We start from the raw sequence: 19,579 nt of genomic DNA, 5'->3' as shown, positions 1-19,579 counted from the left end.
ATCCAAGGAATGTAGTAGCCCTATATTGTCAATGTTCAGTAAGAAATTATTCCTATTTTTAGGATCACCATTTCGCCCTAGTACTCACTTACTTTGTTTCATTTTCACCTACTCCTTCATGAAAAAACTCTTACTAATGAGTTTATTCCTGTCTTTGACTTTGATTGGGCGCGCTTGGGCGCAAAATCGGTCAATTTCAGGACGAGTGCTTGATGCCACTACCAATGACGGCTTACCTGGTGTAAGCGTTTTGGTAAAAGGAAACAGCATTGGTACAGCTACCAATGCTGAAGGAACCTATACCTTGTCTGTTCCTGCCGATGCAACCACTCTTGTGTTCAAACAGTTGGGCTACGGTTCGCAAGAGCGCGCCATTACCAACAGCAATACCATTGATGTCACTCTTTCGGTTAACACCGAACAGCTGAATGAAGTAGTAGTAACTGCCTTGGGCATATCCCGCGAGAAGCGCGCCCTGGGCTATGCCATTGCTGACATTTCTGCTGATCAGCTTGTCCAAAAGTCAGAGCCGGATGCAATCCGCGCCTTGGCGGGCAAAGTAACCGGCGTAAACGTAACCAGTGCCAGTAGCACCCCAGGGGGGTCGACCCGGATTATCATCCGTGGTAATACGTCGCTGACACGCACCAACGGACCGCTGTTTGTTATCGATGGTGTACCATTCGACAACCGGCAGTTCGATTCAGACAACGTGTTGATAGAAGGTACTGTAAACTCGAACCGGGCCGTTGATATCGACCCGAACAACATTGAGTCGCAGACAATTCTGAAAGGTGCTGCTGCTGCTGCCTTGTATGGTTCACGGGCTGCAGGTGGTGTAATTCTGATTACAACCAAAACGGGTAGCCGCCAGCGCGGTGCCAAAGGCATTCAGCTTGGCTATAGCTCTTCGTATTCCATCGAAAACGTAGCAGGTCTCCCCGAGTACCAGAATAGCTACGGCACCGGGGCTAACTTCGTTGGTCCTTTCACGACTAACGGCTCTTGGGGCCCACGCTTCGGCAGTCCGCAGGCCCCTACTTCCATTCCTCATCCGCAAGCTGGCAACCCCGCCTTTCCTAACATCCCAGATGGCGCTACTATTCCTTACCAGGCTGCTCCCAATAACGTAAAGGACTTCTTTAACACGGGTCGCCTGTTCGACAACTCGATTACCCTGACGGGAAATAGTGATAATGCCAAGTTCACGACTGTGCTGTCGCGCTCGGATAACGAGGGTATTATTCCTAACTCGTCTTTCGTCCGCACGAACATCAGCGCCGGTGGTTCGGGCAATTTCCAAAAGCTCACTGTCGGCGGTAACGTGTCGTACACCAACTCGGCCCAGCGCGGCCCGCTGGTGGGTGGTAGCAGTGCCCAAGGCGGCTCATCGGCTTTGTCGCGTTTGATGTTCATGCCCCGTAACCTTGATTTGCAGGGCCTGCCCAACACCAACCCCGTTACCAATGGTTCGGTCTTTGGCTGGCTCTCTGAACAAGCCGACAACCCTATCTGGTCGACGACCAATAACTCATACACTTCCCGGGTAGACCGCGTAGCCGCTAACCTGAACGGCAGCTATGCTATTAAGGAATGGCTAACGCTGAGTTATACGGGTGGCGTAAATACGTATACGGATGCCCGCCGCTCTACCATTCGCCCAGGTAACACGGGTAAATATGGTACTGGCCGTATCGTAGAAGACAACTTACAGCTCACGGAGCTGGAGCAAACGCTATTACTGACCTTCGACAAAAACCTGACGGAGGACATTAGCCTACGTGCTTTGGTTGGCAATCAGATCAACCAGCGGCAGTTTGAAGCGAAATCGTTCCTGGGTACTGGCATTATCGTCTTCGGTATCGACAACCTGGGTAACACCACGGCTGTACAGCCCTACGGCCCTCAGTTTGAAAAACGCCGTTTGATGGGCTTGCTCAGCGAAGTAGGCGTAGGCTACAAAGACTGGGCTTTCCTTAACGCTACCGCCCGCCGGGACCAATCATCTACGCTGAACAAAAACGGCGAGATTGGTAACACGGGCAAAGGCTTCTTCTACTACAGTGCCAGTGGTTCGCTGGTTTTCTCAGAGGCTTTGAATTTGGAACTGCCCTGGTTTTCCTCGGGTAAAGTTCGGGCCAGCTATGCCCGGGTGGGTAATGATGCTGACCCGTATGATGCCGGCCTGACGCGCTACGTCAGCAACCCACGCTATGGCAACAACGTCGGCACTACCGACTTTCCTTTCAACGGCATTCCGGCGCTGGCTTTGAGCTCTGAGATTGGTAACCCTGCCCTGACCCCGGAATTTACGAAGGAAGTAGAATTCGGCACCGACCTGGCATTCCTGAAAAACCGCTTTGTAATCAATGCCTCGGTTTATGACCGCAGAACCACCAGCCAGATCGGTAAAGTGACCCTGCCATCTGCTACGGGCTACGGTGTGCTGATTACCAACTTCGGCGAAATCTCAAACAAAGGTGTGGAGCTAGCGGCTACCGTTATTCCAGTGGACCTAGGTGGCTTCCGCTGGTCGAGCACGTTCAACTTCACCCACAACAAAAACATGGTGGAGAGCCTGACCGATGGCCTCGACCTGCTCGTTATTGATCCGGGCTTTGGCTCGGGTCTGGTACAGCCAATCCTGCAGCCCGGTCAACCTTACGGTGCTCTTTATGGCTCCAACGTAGACCGCGACGACCAAGGCAACGTGCTGATTGACCCCACTACGGGCCGGATGATTCCGGCCCTGGACCCCAAGATTATTGGTAACCCGAACCCTCAGTTTCTGATGGGCTTCATCAACCAGTTTTCCTACAAAGGCATTACGCTCAACACGCTGATTGACTACCGCAAAGGTGGCAGCATCTATTCTACTACGCTGCAACAGGAGTTGGGCCGGGGCGTAACCAGGGACACCGAGGACCGGGACCAACTGTTGGTCATCAAAGGGGTGCAAGGCAACCCAAGCACCCACCAGCCTATTCGTGACACGAACGGCAACACCATCCCGAACAACACCGCCATTTCGTTGAACGACTACTACTTCGGTGTTGGCTCAGCGGCAATCAACGGTACGGCGGAGCAGTCTATTTATGATGCTACCACGGTTCGCCTGCGGGAAATAACCCTGGGCTATGACCTGCCCAAATCGTTGCTCCAGAAGACGCCTTTCGGTTCTATCAACGTCTCCGTATCGGGCCGCAACCTGTGGTGGTATTCGCCCAACATTCCGAAGTACACCAACTTCGACCCGGAAACCAGCACGTTCAACTCTGGTTCTAACGTGCAGGGCATCGAGTATACCAACACGCCTTCCGTGCGTCGCTACGGCATCAACCTGCGGGTTAACTTCTAGTCCTGACCTTCTTGTTTTCTTCTCATATGAATTTACGTAAAGGTACCGCTGCCGTAGCTCTGCTGAGCTTGCTGGCCGCTACGCCAGGTTGCAAAGATTTCTACGACATCAACGTCGATCCACTGAACCCAACTGCGGCCCGGCTTCAGGAAATACTACCCGCTACCCAGGGCTCCATGAGCGTTTACCTCGGGCTAAGCGCCCTGGGGCTGAGCCAAGCTACCTCCACCTTGGTCAACCAACTGGCCAGCACGCGCGACGTGGGCTCCTATACGCCCGATGGCAGTTCATTCGGCAACCAGTGGGCTGGCCTCTACTCCGACTGCCTGATCAACAACGAGCAGGTTATCAAGCAGGGCACCGCTTCGCAGAGCTGGGATTATGTAGGCATTGCCCAAATCCAAAAGGCATTTGTGTATAGCCAGATGGTGGACGTATGGGGCGATATTCCCTACTCTGAGGCACTGCTCGGCTCGGCGAACCGCGCCCCGAAATTCGATAAGGACTCGGAAATCTATAAAGATCTGCTCACCGTCATCGATGCGGGCCTCGAAAACCTGGCGAAACCAGTTACTTCAACCGGCCTGGATAAAGCCGACCTGATTTACAAGGGAAATAAAGTTAAGTGGGCCCGGTTGGGTCGGACGCTGAAGCTGAAGCTCTACAACCAGATCCGCCTAAACCCAGGCCCTGTTTTGGACGCCGCTTCCCTGAGCACCAAGGTAACTGAAGTGCTGGGGCAGGAGCTGATGCTCGATAACACTGATGACTACGAGTTCAAATACAATTCCTCCGTTACGCCGGAAAACCGTAACCTCGGCTACATTGCCGACTACGTAACGGCGAGCCGGGAAAACCTGATTGGTCGTTTCTTCTACGTGGATATGATGTTGGCTAACGCTGACAATGGCGGTAAACCTGACCCACGGTTAGCATACTACTTCTACAACCAGGCCACTTCTACCGCAGCCAACCCCCTGGCCGACTTTCAGCTGGGCCGGTTTATCACGGTTCTTGTGGGCAGCTTCGGTCCAAACCAAAGCCAGGCTAACTCCACCTTCCGTACGCTGCCTGGTCTTTATCCGGTAGGGGGCAAATATGACAACGGCACCGGTGGTATTGCTGATGTAAACTCCGGCAAGGGCATAGTGGCCCAGCGCTTCCTGACCTATGCCAGCCGGCGCTTTACCGAGGCGGAGGCCCGACTGATGATCCTGAACAACCCCACGGCAGCCCGCACGGCCCTGGACCTGGGGATGAAAGCCGCCTTTGCCAAGGTAAATGAAATTGCCACTACTGATGGCAGCCCGCTTATACCGGCTACGGGTCCGGCGTCAGGTCCGCAAACCATTGAAGGCTATATCACGGCCGTATTGGCGCGCTACGATGCCGAAGCGTCGGTAGCAGGCAAACTCCGCATTATCATGCAGGAGAAGTACAAGGCAGGCTTTGGCTTTGGCGAAGATATCTACACGGACTACCGCCGGACGGGCTACCCAGCTATTACCCTGCCTGGTAGCCCGAAAGAGCCAAACACGCGCCTGACCGGAGATTATCCGATTCGCCTGCCTTACCGGCAGGATGACCTGACGTCTAACCCCAATGCGCCGGCGCAGGCAAACGTGTATACAGACCGGATTTTCTGGGACGTAAACTAGGCTTGCGCTGTTGCTCATCAATCACAACTCCGACTTCCATGAAAAGAATAGTTTTTGGCTTGTTTCTACTCCTTGCATCTGGTGGGGCCCTCACCTCCTGCAAAGAAGAAAGCCTGCTTCCCGCACCGGCCGCTGAAAGCGTACCGGCTATTTTTCCCCAGCTTACTCCCGGCAAAGATTTCTATAATGTAGATACCACAAAGGCGGTTCCGTCTAGTGTCCGCAACCAGCCGGTGTTCGAATTCACGATCAATCCTGGCCAGGACCGCGACCTGAAGATCGACCATGTTGAAGTATTCAAGAGCTACCGGCGGGGTTCCGTAGTAGGCCCGCGAGTGAAAGTAGGTGACTACAGCTCCTTTCCGGCTACTATTACTATCAACAGTAAAGATGTGCTGGTAGGGCTGCAGCGCTTGTCAGATGGCAAATTGCTTGCTGTTCGACCAACAAATCCGAATGCCTTCAACAATCTTCTGCTAGCAGGTGATGCTATTGTATTCACTTTCGACATTGTGGTAACGGATGGCCGGCGTATTATGCTCACGTCTCTAAATGAGTTTAACGCTCCTACCGGCACTCAGACCCTGCCCCCCTATGCGGCCATTGCGGTATTCCGCAAGCCACTGCCATAGACAACCCTACCGGCATTACTTGAAAAGTGCTGACTCCTTATCGGGTCAGCACTTTTTTATTGCCCTAGAGTGGAGAATATACTTGCTGCAGTGGCGAAATTTTGCATATTCTGTACAATTAATTAAACTCGACTATTAGACAAGAATAATTTATATATACAAATAACTAACTTATAGCATCAGCCAGGTTATTCTTGGAAAAAAACCCTCGGAACGAATTTAGTTTCGGCTAACTGTCAGTATTTTTAAAAAGTTAAAGCGGTTATTTCGCCCCCGCTTAATGTTCCAACCCAAACCTTTTTCTGCATGAAAAAAATTCTATTCATGAGTTTTCTGCTCATGTTCACCTTGCTACAACAGGTGACAGCCCAGAACCGGAATATATCCGGCCGGGTAACAGACCGCCAGTCCGGTGAAGGCCTACCAGGCGTTACCGTACTGCTTAAGGGCACCTCCAATGGAGTATCGACCAACTCTGATGGCACTTACACGCTGAGTGTGCCCGCCACTGGTGGCACCTTGGTGTTTAGCTCCATCGGTTTCATTCAAACCGAACGACCAATTGGCTCCGAAGACCAGCTCAACATGGGCCTGGCTGTTGACAGCAAGCAGCTGAGTGAAGTAGTTGTAACTGGCTACGGCACGCAGGAGCGGCGGGATGTAACGGGCTCTATTGCCTCGGTAAAGGGTGAATCCATTGCGAACCTCGCCTCGCCCAGCTTTGCGCAGCAATTGGCTGGCCGCGCCGCTGGTGTGACCATCACGACGCCTTCGGGCCTGTTGGGTCAGCAGCCCCGCATCCTGATCCGCGGCGTTAACTCGATTTCGTCGGGTACGACCCCTCTGATTGTAGTGGATGGTATTCCGATTTTCACGGGTAACCAGAGCCAGCTTGGCTCGGGCTTCACCAACAACCCCCTGGCTGACATCAACCCCAACGACATTGAGAGCTATGAAGTCCTGAAAGACGGTTCTTCCTCGGCTATCTATGGTTCGCGGGCTGCCAACGGCGTAATCCTGATTACGACCAAGAAAGGCAAGCTGGGCCGCGCCCAGGTGAACTACGACACGTACTTTGGCTGGGCCAAAACCCTGAAGCGGTACGAAGTGCTGGGTGCCGAAGACTTCATTACCATCAGCAACGAGAAGGCCAAGAATGCCAACCCGGCTTCTACCGGCATTGCCTTCCCTTATCTGGAAGGTGGTAGCCCCGTAAGCACCGATTGGCAGGATGCCATCTTCCGCACCGGCTTCCAGCAGAACCACGTTTTGTCGGTATCCGGCGCAACTGATAAAACCAACTACTACTTCTCGGGTGGTTATACCAACCAGAAAGGTGTAGCTATTGCCAACGACCTGAAGCGTTTCTCATTCCGCTCAAACCTTGACCAGCAAGTGAAAGACTGGTTCCGGGTTGGATTTAACCTGGGTGCCAGCCGTACGGAAACCAACGGCTTGAACACGTCTGCTGCCGGCTTGTCGGGCAACATTACCAACGCTCTTTCGGCTTTCCCGAACGTGCCGGCCCGTAACCCTGATGGCTCGCCCTACTCTGACCCTGCTTCGGGTGCTCTGGGCCAAGGCAACAACACCATTCCGATTTCCTTTGCCTACCCCAACATCCTTTTCCAGCTGGAGAACAACATTTATCGGAACCTGAGCTACCGCCTGCTGGGTAACGTTTACGGTGAAATCGAGCCCCTAAAAGGGCTGCGGCTGCGGGGCCAGTTTGGTACCGACACCAACCTGAACGACGACTTCCAGTTCTGGGACCCTCGCCAGGGTGACGGCCGCGGCGCTAATGGCCTTGTACTGCAAAGCCAGGCTCCTAACGTACGTTGGAACTCCCAGGCAACGGCAACCTTCCAGCGCACGCTGGGCACCGACCACAAAATCAACGCCGTAGTTGGTGGTGAGTGGCAGAAGTCGCGTCAGCAGTACTTCACGGCTCAAGGCCAGGGTCTGTCTGACCTGTACTTCGGCTCGAACAGCATCATCTCGGGCACGATTACCACGCCCAACATCTTCGGTGACTTCAACGAGCGTGGGTATCAGTCGTACTTCGGTCGGGCTAACTACTCTTTCAAAGACCGCTACCTGTTGTCGGCTACTGTTCGTGCCGATAAAATCTCGTCGCTTCCCAAAGACAACCAGCTGGGTTATTTCCCCGGTGGCTCGCTGGGCTGGCGCGTATCGGAAGAGCCTTTCTTCAAGAGTGCTGGTATCAGCTTCGTATCTGACCTGAAGCTGCGGGGTTCGTACGCCGTGGTAGGTAACACGGAGATTGGCGACTATCCTTATGCGCCTTTGTTTGGTGCCGCTAAATATGGCTCCCAATCTGGTATTGGCTACAACACCAGCGGCCAGTTTGGTAACCTGAACCTGAAGTGGGAAAACTCGAAGAAAACTGACTTCGGTATCGACTTAGGCTTCCTGGACAACCGCATTACGGTAACGGCTGACTACTACAAGAACGACAACGACGACCTGATCCTGTTCGTTCGTACGCCTATCAGCCTGGGGGTTCCTTTGAATGGCTACAACGCCAACGTAGGTGCCATGATCAGCAAGGGCTTCGAGCTGACGGTGAACACGCAGAATATCCGGACGGAAGACTTCTCGTGGAGCACCAACTTCAACTTCTCGACCAACAACACGGAAATTACTCGCCTGGCCAATGGCAACGAGGATATCCTGAACCCTTACAACGTGACCCGGGTAGGTGAGCCAATCGGCGCTATCTACGGCTATCAGTTTGAAGGAGTAAACCCCGCCAACGGTAACCCAATCTACCGTAAGCAGGACCAGGCCGGCACGCTGGTACAGGGCAACCTGGATACGCGCAGCTACGCGCTGTATAATCCCGCTAACCCCGGTGATGTAAGCCAGGCTGCTACGCTGAGCGCCGCTACCGACCGTAAGGTTCTAGGCAACTCGAACCCAACCTTCTTCGGCGGTCTGACCAACACGGTGACCTACAAAGGCTTCGATTTTGAGGTGTTTGCCCGTTACTCGGGTGGCAACAAAATCATGAACGTTACGCGTCAGCAATTGCTGCGTCTGGACTTTGTGAACAACAGCACCGAAATTCTGGACCGTTGGACGCCGACGAACACGAATACCAGCACGCCCCGCATTATCCAGGGCAACTCGGACTTCACCAACCAAAACAACGCCGCATCGACGCGCTTTGTGGAGAAAGGTGACTTCATCCGGATTCAGAACATCACCCTGGGTTATACCCTGCCAAAGAACGTACTGGGCCTGACGGGCTTGAGCCGTGTTCGGGTATATGGCCAGATTCAGAACGCCGTAACTTTCACCAAGTACAAAGGTGTGGATCCGGAAGTAAACTCGAACATTACCGCTACTCAGGGTAACACGTCGAACAACCAGTCGGGCATCGACAACAACAGCAACCCACAGCAGCGGGTTATCATGGCCGGTCTGAACGTGTCGTTCTAAGCTTATTTTACTCAAACAGACATGACTAATTTCTTTTCCATAAGAAGCACTCCTTTCCGTTCACTGGCGCTGGCAACCAGCCTGACCATGACGCTGGGCTTGAGCTCTTGCGAGGTAACTGATCTGGCCCCTAAGAATGCGCTGCGGGAAGACGTAGTGTTTGGCGACCCGGCCCGGGTAGCGCTGGCCGTAACGGGCGTATACAACGCAGCTCAGTCGGGCTTCTATGATGCACTGGCAGGTGGCGCGCTACAAACGCGGGGGTATCCCTTCGGTGCGGCAGCTACGGAGCTAGACGATGTACGCGGCGAAGATGTCGTTGATATGGCAGGCTTCTTCCTCATCGTGTACGGCAACTCCATTACTCCTGCCAGCCCCAACCTGGTGAACATCTGGAGCGGTTGCTACTCGGTCATCAACCAAGCCAACGTAACCATGGCGGGCGTTCGGTCGGCGGCGGCGGCGGGCGTAATTACGGCCGAGCAGGCCGCTATTTACGAGGGCGAGCTGCTGTATCTGCGTGCTTTATCGCACCACCAGCTGGTGCTGCACTTCTCGCAGCCGTATACGCTGAACAACGGCACCAGCCCTGGTGTACCCTACCGTGAGTCGGCTATTAGCACAGAAGAAGCAGTAGCCCTGGCCCGTGCCGCTGGCCGCGGCACGGTAGCGAATGTGTACGATAAGATGCTGGCTGACCTGGATAAGGCTGAGGCTAATTTGCCAGTAACCCGCTCGGGCAACCTGCGGGTGACCAGAGCTACCAAGGGCGCGGCTATTGCCTTGAAACAGCGTCTGCGGCAGCACCAGGGCAACTGGGCTAAAGTAATAGAGGAAGGCAATAAGCTGGTTAGCGCTGCGGCTCCTTTCACCAGCCCCATTGGTGGCTATGCTTTGATGCCAACGCCTCAGGCCGTTTTCCCGGGTGGCACTACCGTTGTAGCCGAGAATATCTTCTCTATTGAAAACAGTGCGGATGATAACCCCGGTGTAAACGGTGGCTTGCCCAACGTATTTGGCTCCCGCATTGCTACCCAGAACACAGCCGGTGCCGGCCGTGCCCTGTTGGCCATCAGCCCCATTCTCTACAATGCCCCCTTCTTTACCTGCGACGACTTGCGCCGTACCCAGCTTATGCAGCTGGACGCTACCCGCATCGTAACGCGTAAGTATAAGGATGCTGCCTCCAGCACTGACTTTGCTCCTATCAGCCGTTACGCAGAAGTAATTCTGAACCAGGCTGAAGCAGCTGCTCGCCTGGGCAACAATGACTTAGGTCTCTCCTTGCTCAACGCCGTTCGTAACCGTGCTGTGGCGGCAGCCGATCAATATGCTCCCGGCTCCCTCACCGGTGATGCTCTGATTCGAGCTATCCTGAACGAGCGCCGGATTGAATTTGTGGCCGAAGGCTTCCGTTGGGACGATATCCACCGTTTGTCGGGTGAGAAGACCTACAGCCCCGTACCCGGTGGCGGTATTCCTGCCAAGTACACCACGGCGCAAATCGCAACGGCGGCTTACGTTTGCAAAGGTGCCATTGCTACGCCTGGTACCAAAGCAGTGCCCATGACTGGCGACGCTACGTCCTTCCTGTTCCTGTGGCCTATTCCGTCCCTGGAAACTGCCAATAACCCCACGCTGAAAGACCAGCAGAACCCCGGCTATTAATCCGAGCTTCTGTGCATACAAAAAGCCCCGGCCATTCTGGTCGGGGCTTTTTTTGTTACGAATCTAAATATCGGCTAAGCGCAAGGTTACTGGTTCCTGGGCCGCACCAGGGCGTTGTAGCCACTGCACGATTTGGCCGGCTACCTCTTCGGCGGCGGCCAGCTTGCCTTGGGCATGCGAATCGACAAAGCGGGCAACTTCGCTAAAGCTGGCCGCATCGGCCGCCCGAATGTGCTCCTGCATGGAGGTGTCGATTACCCCGGGCGAAAGGCTGCGAATCCGGACACCGGAGGCCCGCAGACTTTGCTCTTTGTGGGCAGTGGCCGTCAGGGCTTCCAGCGCGGCTTTGGAGGCGCAGTAAGCAGCCCAGCCATCGACAGGGCGCTGGGCGGCCCCGCTGCTGATGTTGAGAATGGTGCGCGGAACACTCAGCCCGGAATAGGCACTGAGGAAAGTATTCATCAGCATGGCCGGGGCTACCAGATTTATATCGAACACGAAGTTGAAGTGCTCATTGGTTTGTTCGCCCACATAGCCAATTTCGCCCACTACGGCAGCATTATTAATGAGCGTGATGCTGGCCGCATCGGTCCAGCGCGGAAACACCTTGTACAGGTTGTTTTCGACGGCCATGATATCCGACAGGTCCAGGGGCTGGTGGGTGTAGCGGGGGTGCTCGATGGCTGCGTGCCGCGACACGCCGATGACGGTGGTGCCCGGCTGACGCAATACGGCTTCGGCCAAGGCCCGGCCCAGCCCGCGGCTAGCGCCGGTGATGATGTAATAATGCATGCGGGTGAGATAGTGAGGTGGTAAAACGGGAAGTACCGCTTAGCGGCAGCAGGCCTCCCACACAGATTACGTGGGGAAACCCGCTACCGTTAAGCGGCACTCACTATTTCACTGCCTGCTGCCTCGCCAACTCAGAGAATGTACTGGCTCAGGTCACGGTTGCGGACCATGTCACGCAGGCGCTCCTCGACCAGTTCGCGGGTTATCTGAATGTGGGCGTGGGCCCCGATAACGTCGGGTACGTCGAAGAGAATATCGTTGAGCAGGCGGCTCATAACCGTGTGCAGCCGCCGGGCCCCGATGTTCTCCACTTCTTCGTTGACCTCGAAGGCAATTTCGGCCAGCCGCTCCAGAGCCGCGTCGTCGAAAGACAGCTGCACGTCTTCGGCCTGCAGCAGGGCTTCATACTGCTTGGTGAGGGCGTTTTTGGGGTCTTTCAGGATGCGGTAGAAGTCGTTCTTGGTCAGGCTCTGTAGCTCCACCCGAATCGGGAAACGGCCCTGTAGCTCCGGAATAAGGTCGGAGGGTTTGGCGACGTGGAAGGCCCCGGCGGCAATGAACAGGATGTGGTCGGTTTGGATGATACCGTACTTGGTGCTCACGGCCGAGCCCTCCACGATGGGCAGCAGGTCGCGCTGCACTCCCTCGCGGCTCACATCGGGGCCACCTCCCCCACCCTTGCCGGCGCGGCTGGCTACCTTGTCGATTTCGTCGATGAAGATGATGCCGGCGTTTTCAGCCTGCCGGATGGCTTCGTCCTTCACCTCATCCATATCGATGAGCTTGGCCGCTTCCTCGTCCAGCAGAATCTTGCGCGCCTCGGCAATGGTGACTTTCCGTTTGCGGGTTTTCTTGGGCATCATCGAGCCCAGCATGTCCTGCAGGCCCGCCAACGAAGCATCGTCGAGGCCAGCGGGGCCGCCTACTACGCCGATGCCCGGCGTGCCGTGCTGCTGCACCTGAATGTCGATTTTGCGCTCGTCCAGTTCGCCGCTGCGGATTTTGAGGCGGAATTTCTCGCGGGTCCGCTCGTTCAGCTCGTAGTCCGACTCGGGTACGCCGGTGGTGTCGGTGCCGAAGCCCAGCGAGGGTTTGGCCGTGGCGAGGCCACTGCCCGTTACGGGCGGTATCAGAGCGTCGAGAATGATGTCTTCCACGGCCTGGGCGGCGCGGCTTTTCACCTCTTCCTTGCGGCGCTGCTTCACCATGTTCACCGACTGCTCTACTAGGTCGCGCACCATGCTTTCCACGTCGCGGCCCACGTAGCCTACTTCCGTAAATTTGGAGGCCTCAACTTTGGTGAAGGGGGCGCCGGCAATGCTGGCCAGGCGACGGGCAATTTCGGTTTTGCCCACGCCTGTTGAGCCGATCATCAAAATGTTGTTGGGCACGATTTCGCGCTGCATATCGAGCGGGGCGTGCAGGCGACGCCAGCGGTTGCGCAGGGCAATAGCCACGTGGCGCTTGGCATCGTGCTGGCCGATGATGTACTTATCGAGTTCGGCCACAATCTGGGCCGGAGTAAGAAACGTGGCAGAATCAAGCATAGGTGGAGGGAGAAGAGAGAGGAAGAGCAGTAGCGCGAACTTTGCAGTTCGCGCCCCCGCGCAATTAGGTCGTCCGGGGACGCGAACTACAAAGTTCGCGCTACTAAAGTTGGGCCCCTATTCGGACTTTTTAAACAACGTGTCGATGTTGCGGGCCACGGTGAAGTAGTTGGCTGCCCCCGAGGCATGGTAGCCGGCCCGGGTGTAGTCGAGCTGAAACTGGCTGATGCGCAGCATTACCCCGAAGCTGATACCTGCGCCCCCGGCCGTGTTGTCGAGGCGCAGCTCGCGGCGTTGCAGGTGGTTGTAGCCCAGGCGCACGTTCAGGTTTTTGCCCAGAATAAGCTCGCCGCCGACCACGAAATGGCGGGCAATTTTGTCGCCCAGGCTCTTTTTGGGCTTTATTTCCTGGTTGTTTTCATCGAGCTGCCCGCGCACGTTAGGGTCGAGGTACACGATATCGAGCTGCTGCAGGTGGTGGGCCGTCACGGAAATGCGCAGCGGCATGTGCTCGGGCTTGAAGGAAGTACCGATCTGCACGTCGAGCGGCATTGGCTCCCGCTCGGCCCCGGCGTAGGATTTAAGTTGAATACCAGCGTTGCGCACCACCAGGCCCACATTGAAATCCTGGGTGGGGTGCTTAAACAGGGCGCCCACATCGGCCAGCGTAGCCACCGAGTGGTTGCCGGCAATGCCCGACAAGGCGAGTTTGAGTGTACCGGCCAGCGTGAAGTTGCCGCTCGTGTAGGCATCCGACACGCCCAGGGCATACTCGCTTACCGCAAACTCTCCCTGGCTGTTGCCGGCCGCGTCGAACTGCTCAAACTTGCCGTAATCGAGGTAGGTAAGGCCGATGCCGAAGCGGCCCGCCCGCTCAGTATTGAACACGTAGGAAGCGGTACTTTGCTTGATGTCGGCCAGGAAATCGACGTAGCCCAGGGCCAGGCGGCCGTCCATTTCGCTGTTGAGCAGCGCGGGGTTGCCATACAGCATCGTCCCATCCCCATCGCGCGACGACACGTTGACGCCCCCCAAACCCGCCAGCTTGGCGCTGGGGGGCAGGTTGAGAAAGGAAAAGGCCTGCTGCCCGCCAATCTGGGCGGCTGCGGGCCGGGCCAGCAGGCAGCCGGCCCCCAACAAAGTACAGCAGATGAAAGCCGGGCGGCGTAGCAGTCGATTCATACCTCTAAGATAGTTGTTTGGGGAGCATCCTGGGTAAGACGCCCGGCCAGTTCCCTTTATTGTATCGCCCGCCAGAAGAACTCCTCACTGCCCGGAAATAATCGTTTGGAGGCAGTGCGGCGTCCTCACTGCCCGAAAACATCTGTTTTTAGACCTTGAGGAAGTCCTCAAGGCTCTAAAACGATTATTTCCGGGCAGTGAGGAAGCCTCAAGGAGCTAAAACATTTGTTTTCAGACGTTGAGGAAGTCCCAAGGCACTAAAACATTTGTTTTCAGGCGTTGAGGATTTACTCAAGGCCCTAAAACACTTATGGGAAGGCCAGGGAGTTATTCCCAGCCTCCCCACAGGTACAGCAGAACTCAGCAGAGCCCCGATTTAAGCCACTTCCACGCTGGGTAGGGCGGCAGCAGCCGGCTCGTCGCGCACGATGAGCTTGATGGGGTGGGCCACCTGCTCGTCCAGCAAGGCTACTTTTAGCACGTCATCCACCCGGTCGGCGTAGTGCACGGTCAGGTCTTTGAGGTAATCGGCGGGTATTTCGTTGATGTCCTTACGGTTCTTTTCGCAGAGAATCACATCCTTGATACCGGCCCGCTTGGCGGCCAGAATCTTCTCCTTGATGCCGCCCACAGGCAGCACCTTGCCGCGCAGGGTTATTTCGCCCGTCATGGCCAAATGGCTGCGGATTTTGCGCTGGGTAAAGACCGATGCAATGCTGGTGAAGATGGCAATACCGGCGCTGGGGCCGTCCTTGGGCACCGCGCCCTCGGGGAAGTGAATGTGCAGGTCGTACTGGTCGAAGACGCGGTAATCGATGCCCAGCTCCTCGGCCCGGCTGCGCAGGTAACTCAGCGCCGTAATGGCCGATTCCTTCATCACGTCGCCGAGCTGGCCGCTGAGCGTGAGCTTGCCCCGGCCCCGGCTCAGCAGGCTTTCGATGAAGAGAATATCCCCGCCGACGCTTGTCCAGGCCAGGCCCGTGACCACGCCGGCCGTTTCGTTGTCCTGATACAGGTCCCGGTCGAAGATGGCGGCCCCGAGGATGCGGCTGATGTCTTTGGGCTCCAACGTCTCCGGAAACGCCTCTTTCATGGCCTTGTGCTTGGCAATATTGCGCGTGACGGCCCCCAGCTTACGCTCCAGGCTCCGCACGCCACTCTCGCGGGTGTAGTCGTCGATGACGCGCTGCAGGGAGGGCGTAGTGATGGTCACGTCCTTTTGGCTCAGGCCATGCTCGGCGAGCTGCTTGGGCCAGAGGTGCTTTTTGGCAATCTGGGTTTTCTCCTCCAGCGTGTAGCCCGTCAGGTCAATGATTTCCATCCGGTCGCGCAGGGCGGGCTGAATGGTATCGAGCGAGTTGGCGGTGGCAATGAAGAGGACTTTGCTCAGGTCGTACTCCACCTCGAGGTAATTGTCGGTGAAGGTCGAGTTCTGCTCGGGGTCCAGCACTTCGAGCAGGGCCGAGGAAGGGTCGCCGCGGAAGTCGGAGGCAATCTTGTCGATTTCGTCGAGCACAATCACCGGATTGGAAGCCCCGGCCTTTTTGATCTGGGAAATAATGCGGCCGGGCATGGCGCCCACGTAGGTTTTGCGGTGCCCCCGAATTTCGGCCTCATCACGTACCCCGCCCAGACTCATGCGCACGTATTTGCGGCCGAGCGACTTGGCAATGGAACGACCCAGGCTGGTTTTACCCACACCGGGCGGACCGTAGAGGCACAGAATCGGGGCTTTCAGGTCGTTTTTGAGCTTGAGCACGGCCAGGTACTCGATGATGCGCTCCTTCACCTTTTCCATGCCGTAGTGGTCCTGGTCGAGGATTTTCTTGGTGCGCTTCAGGTTGAAGTTGTCCTTGGTGTACTCGGCCCAGGGCAAATCGAGTAGGAACTCCACGTAGTTGACGCTCACCGGAAACTCGGCCGCCTGCGGGTTTACCCGGGCCAGCTTTTCGAGCTCCTTATTGAAATGCTTGGCCACGGCTTCGGGCCACTTTTTGGATTTGGCCAACTGCCGGAACTTCTCAATTTCCTGATCGGGCCCATCGAAGCCCAGTTCGTCCTGCAGCACTTTAATTTGCTGACGCAAGAAATAGTCGCGCTGCTGCTGGTCGATGTCGGTGTGGACCTTGGTCTGGATTTCGTGCTTGATTTCCAGGAGCTGAATCTCCTTCATCATCATCTCCAGCAGCATGGTACCACGCTCCACGCCGTCGTTGATTTCGAGCAATTTCTGCTTCAAGCCCACTTCTACGTTGATATTAGACGAGAGAAAGTGGGTCAGAAAAGCCGGCGACTCAATATTATCCAGCGCCACCTGGGCTTCCTGCGGAATTTCGGGGTTGAGCTTGAGCATCTTGGCCGCCGCGTCTTTCAGCGACGATACCAAACCCTTTACTTCCTTGGATGTCTTGTTGGGAAATGCCTCGGGGAAATAGCTCACGCGGGCCGTGAGGTAGGGCGTGTCCTGGGTTTGCTCCTCGATGCGGAACCGGCTCTGGCCCTGAATGATGATGGTAGTATTGCCATCGGGCAGCACCAGCAGCTTGAGAATGCGCGCCATGGTGCCCACCTCAAACAGGTCGGACAGGGTGGGGTCGTCGCTGGAAGTGTTTTTCTGGGCCACTACGCCCACTATTTTATTACCCCGATACGCTTTGCGCACCAGTCGGATGCTTTTCTTGCGGGTAACCGTAACGGGCAGCACCACACCAGGAAACAGCACGGTATTGCGCACGGGCAGCAGCGGCAGCACATCCGGCGAGTCCTGCTCCGACAAGGGCTGATCCGGGTCGGCAGCCACGATGGACACCATTTCGGCGGGGTCCTCGGTCATGAGCAGGGTGGTCGTTTTGGGCTTGCGCGGATCGTATGAACTCATAAAGAGGAGGGTCGGAAAGGGGAAAGCGGTGCCAGAATGACAGCAAAAGCAGGCAACACGCAGGACGAAGCGAGCGAGCTTCCGAATATACGTCTTTGTCAAGTGCTATGCCACGGCCGCCAAAAGGTAATTTACGAGAGTGAAACCAGCCAAGGCGGCACAACAGCACGCCAGTCCGGCAGCCGGGCCGCCGCATTGCGTAGCGGAGAAAATCCTTATTTTTGAATCTTCGCCGCGCCATTCGGACCGGCCATTGTGCCTTATTGAATTATGCTCCGCTCTCTACGCCCACTCCTCACCCTCTTGCTCGTCGTTATTCTCACCGGGACGGGGCATTCCCAACAAAAAAACTCGCCCCCTCCGACGCGCAAGCTCACGGGCAAAGTGACGCGCCAGCTGCGGGTGCGCCCTGACGGCACCCCCGACTTTATCAACGTCAACAAGCTGGCGTACTTCCAGGATAAAAAGGCGCTGAAAGCCATTCAGAAGGCTGAAAAGCGCCGCAACTACAACCAGGCCCGCAACCTGCTCGAAGCCTACGTGTCGCTGTTCGGCATTCAAAACTTTGCCAAGGATACGCCCCTGCTCTGGCGCCTGGCCCAGCTCTGGGAAAAGGCCGGCAACGAGGAAAAAGCCAAGGCTTACTACCGCCTCGCCCTGAAGCATCACCGCCAGGACGTGCGCAAGATTCAGCTCTACTACGACTCGCTCGAGCAGAAAGACGCCGACCTCTACGTGCCGCTGAAGGTGTACTACGACATCGTGGAGTACCGCAAGAGCATTGCCACGTTTCACCCGCCCAAGGGTGTGTACACGAGTATGGGCGACGCTATCAACTCGAAAGTGGAGGATTACGGTCCCGCTCTGAGTACTGGTGCCGACCAGCTGATTTTCTCCTCGAAGCGCAAAACCCGGGGCATTCAGGATGCCGTGGACGAGGACTTGTACACCTCGCGCAAGGAAGGCGTGTCGTGGGCCGATGCCGAGCCCATGCCCAAGCCCATCAACTCGCAGTATAACGAGGGCTCGGCCTGCCTGAGCAAGGATGGCAAAACGCTGTATTTCGCCCGCTGCGAGTGCCCGACGTGCCACGGCAACTGCGACCTGTACGTATCCTCATTCAAGGACGGGCAGTGGACGGTACCCAAAACGCTGGGCAGCACGGTAAACTCCCCGGCCTGGGATTCGCAGCCTACCTTGTCGCGCAACGAGGACACGCTGTATTTCGCCTCCGACCGGCTCGGCGGCTTCGGCTTGTCGGATATCTGGTACACGGCCAAAAACAAGGCCGGGCAGTGGACCAAAGCCCAGAACCTGGGGCCGGTGGTAAATACCCGCGAAAGTGAGGTGAGCCCCTACTACCACCCGCTCTACAACGTGCTGTACTTCTCCTCGCGGGGCCAGCTGCTGAACTACGGCGACTTCGATATCTACAAAACCTACCGCGTGCGGGGCCGCTGGCAGGAGCCGCGCAACATCGGGCCGCTGGTGAACGGCAAAGGCTCGGAATACTACTTCACGATTGATACCGAATCGACAAATCTGTACTATGCCCGCTCGGAGCAGAAGGACATGAAAAACCTGGACCTCTACTCCTTCCCGCTGCCCATGGAAGCCCAGCCGCTGGCTACCACGCACATCGAAGGCTCGTTGGTAGACTCGGTGAGCAGCAAGCCGCTCAACGGCATCGTGAGCGTCATTGATACCGACAACGGCATTGAGGTGGCCAGCAAGTACGTGCGCCCCGATGGCACTTTCGACTTCGACCTGATTGAAGGCTCACACTACGTTATCCTGATCCAGAGCCCGGACTATTTCACGGTGGAAAAGCAGTTTGAGCTAAAAGGAGACACGGTGATGAAGCTCGTAACCAACTCCATCGACTACGGCCTGCCGCTGATTTTCAAGAACATCGAGTTTGACCAGGACAAGGCCAACATCCGCGCGGCCATGCACCCGATTCTGGACCGCATTGCGCTGTTTATGGTCGACCATCCCACGTTCCGGCTCAGCATCAAGGGCCACACCGACTCCAAGGGCGACCCGGATTTCAACGAAACCCTGTCGAAAGACCGCGCCGAGGCCATCCGGCACTACATTGAGACAAAAGGCAAGCTCAAGCCCAACCGCATCGAAAGTATGGGCTACGGCAGCACGCAGCCGCTGAAAGAGGAAGTAACCGAGGAAGACGCCCGCATCAACCGCCGTGTGGAGTTCCGCCTCATCAAGCCCGATGAGGACAAGCCCAAGCCCGGCGACGACAAAAAGCCCGCCGACGGCACTCTGGACTGGAAGTAAGGTTGGCTGATGTGGGGAATGTGCTGATAGGCTAATGCCCAACGTGTCATTGCGAGCAGCGCGAAGCAATCCGTCCTCTGCTAGCGACCAGCGCTCTTTTA

At 56.3% G+C, this 19,579-nt stretch carries 10 protein-coding genes; 6 read left to right on the top strand and 4 right to left on the bottom strand.

The window, feature by feature from the left end; translation table 11 throughout:
• The first annotated feature begins 31 nt into the window (after window positions 1-31).
• The 5 genes from LGH74_RS05875 (at window position 32) to LGH74_RS05855 (ending at window position 10,781) form a co-directional block, all read left to right on the top strand.
• On the top strand, window positions 32-3,358 hold the full coding sequence (locus tag LGH74_RS05875) for a SusC/RagA family TonB-linked outer membrane protein (RefSeq protein ID WP_348532986.1): 3,327 nt from the start codon (window positions 32-34) through the stop codon (window positions 3,356-3,358).
• Window positions 3,359-3,384: 26 nt separating this feature from the next.
• Window positions 3,385-5,016, top strand: a complete 1,632-nt coding sequence (locus tag LGH74_RS05870; RefSeq protein ID WP_226173311.1) for a SusD/RagB family nutrient-binding outer membrane lipoprotein — start codon at window positions 3,385-3,387, stop codon at window positions 5,014-5,016.
• A gap of 38 nt (window positions 5,017-5,054) precedes the next feature.
• Entirely contained in the window at window positions 5,055-5,648 is a 594-nt protein-coding gene (locus tag LGH74_RS05865) for a hypothetical protein (RefSeq protein ID WP_226173309.1), read from the top strand.
• Window positions 5,649-5,954: 306 nt separating this feature from the next.
• The gene (locus tag LGH74_RS05860; protein ID WP_226173307.1) at window positions 5,955-9,113 is read left to right on the top strand and encodes a SusC/RagA family TonB-linked outer membrane protein; all 3,159 of its coding nucleotides are present in this window, start codon (window positions 5,955-5,957) and stop codon (window positions 9,111-9,113) included.
• 21 nt (window positions 9,114-9,134) lie between these two features.
• The gene (locus LGH74_RS05855; RefSeq protein WP_226173305.1) at window positions 9,135-10,781 is read left to right on the top strand and encodes a RagB/SusD family nutrient uptake outer membrane protein; all 1,647 of its coding nucleotides are present in this window, start codon (window positions 9,135-9,137) and stop codon (window positions 10,779-10,781) included.
• A 63-nt stretch (window positions 10,782-10,844) separates the two neighbouring features.
• Here LGH74_RS05855 and LGH74_RS05850 read toward each other — a convergent pair whose 3' ends face one another.
• The 4 genes from LGH74_RS05850 to lon all read right to left on the bottom strand — a co-directional run bounded on the left by LGH74_RS05850 (window position 10,845) and on the right by lon (window position 17,180).
• Window positions 10,845-11,573, bottom strand: coding sequence for an SDR family NAD(P)-dependent oxidoreductase (locus LGH74_RS05850; RefSeq protein WP_226173303.1), 729 nt, complete (start codon window positions 11,571-11,573; stop codon window positions 10,845-10,847).
• Window positions 11,574-11,704: 131 nt separating this feature from the next.
• Complete coding sequence (gene hslU / locus LGH74_RS05845) at window positions 11,705-13,120, bottom strand: ATP-dependent protease ATPase subunit HslU (RefSeq protein ID WP_226173301.1); 1,416 nt, start codon at window positions 13,118-13,120, stop codon at window positions 11,705-11,707.
• Window positions 13,121-13,237: 117 nt separating this feature from the next.
• Window positions 13,238-14,302 carry a type IX secretion system protein PorQ gene (gene porQ / locus LGH74_RS05840; RefSeq protein ID WP_226173299.1) on the bottom strand — a complete coding sequence of 355 codons (1,065 nt, stop codon included), beginning with the start codon at window positions 14,300-14,302 and terminating at the stop codon, window positions 13,238-13,240.
• 376 nt (window positions 14,303-14,678) lie between these two features.
• Window positions 14,679-17,180 carry an endopeptidase La gene (gene lon, locus LGH74_RS05835; RefSeq protein ID WP_226173297.1) on the bottom strand — a complete coding sequence of 834 codons (2,502 nt, stop codon included), beginning with the start codon at window positions 17,178-17,180 and terminating at the stop codon, window positions 14,679-14,681.
• Window positions 17,181-17,450: 270 nt separating this feature from the next.
• On the opposite strand from lon, the gene LGH74_RS05830 reads away from it, so the two are divergent.
• Window positions 17,451-19,478, top strand: a complete 2,028-nt coding sequence (locus LGH74_RS05830; RefSeq protein WP_226173295.1) for an OmpA family protein — start codon at window positions 17,451-17,453, stop codon at window positions 19,476-19,478.
• The last annotated feature ends 101 nt before the right edge of the window (window positions 19,479-19,579 follow it).

The organism is Hymenobacter lucidus (assembly GCF_020447265.1).
GTDB lineage: Bacteria > Bacteroidota > Bacteroidia > Cytophagales > Hymenobacteraceae > Hymenobacter > Hymenobacter lucidus.
This window is presented reverse-complemented; position numbering and strand designations above follow the sequence as displayed.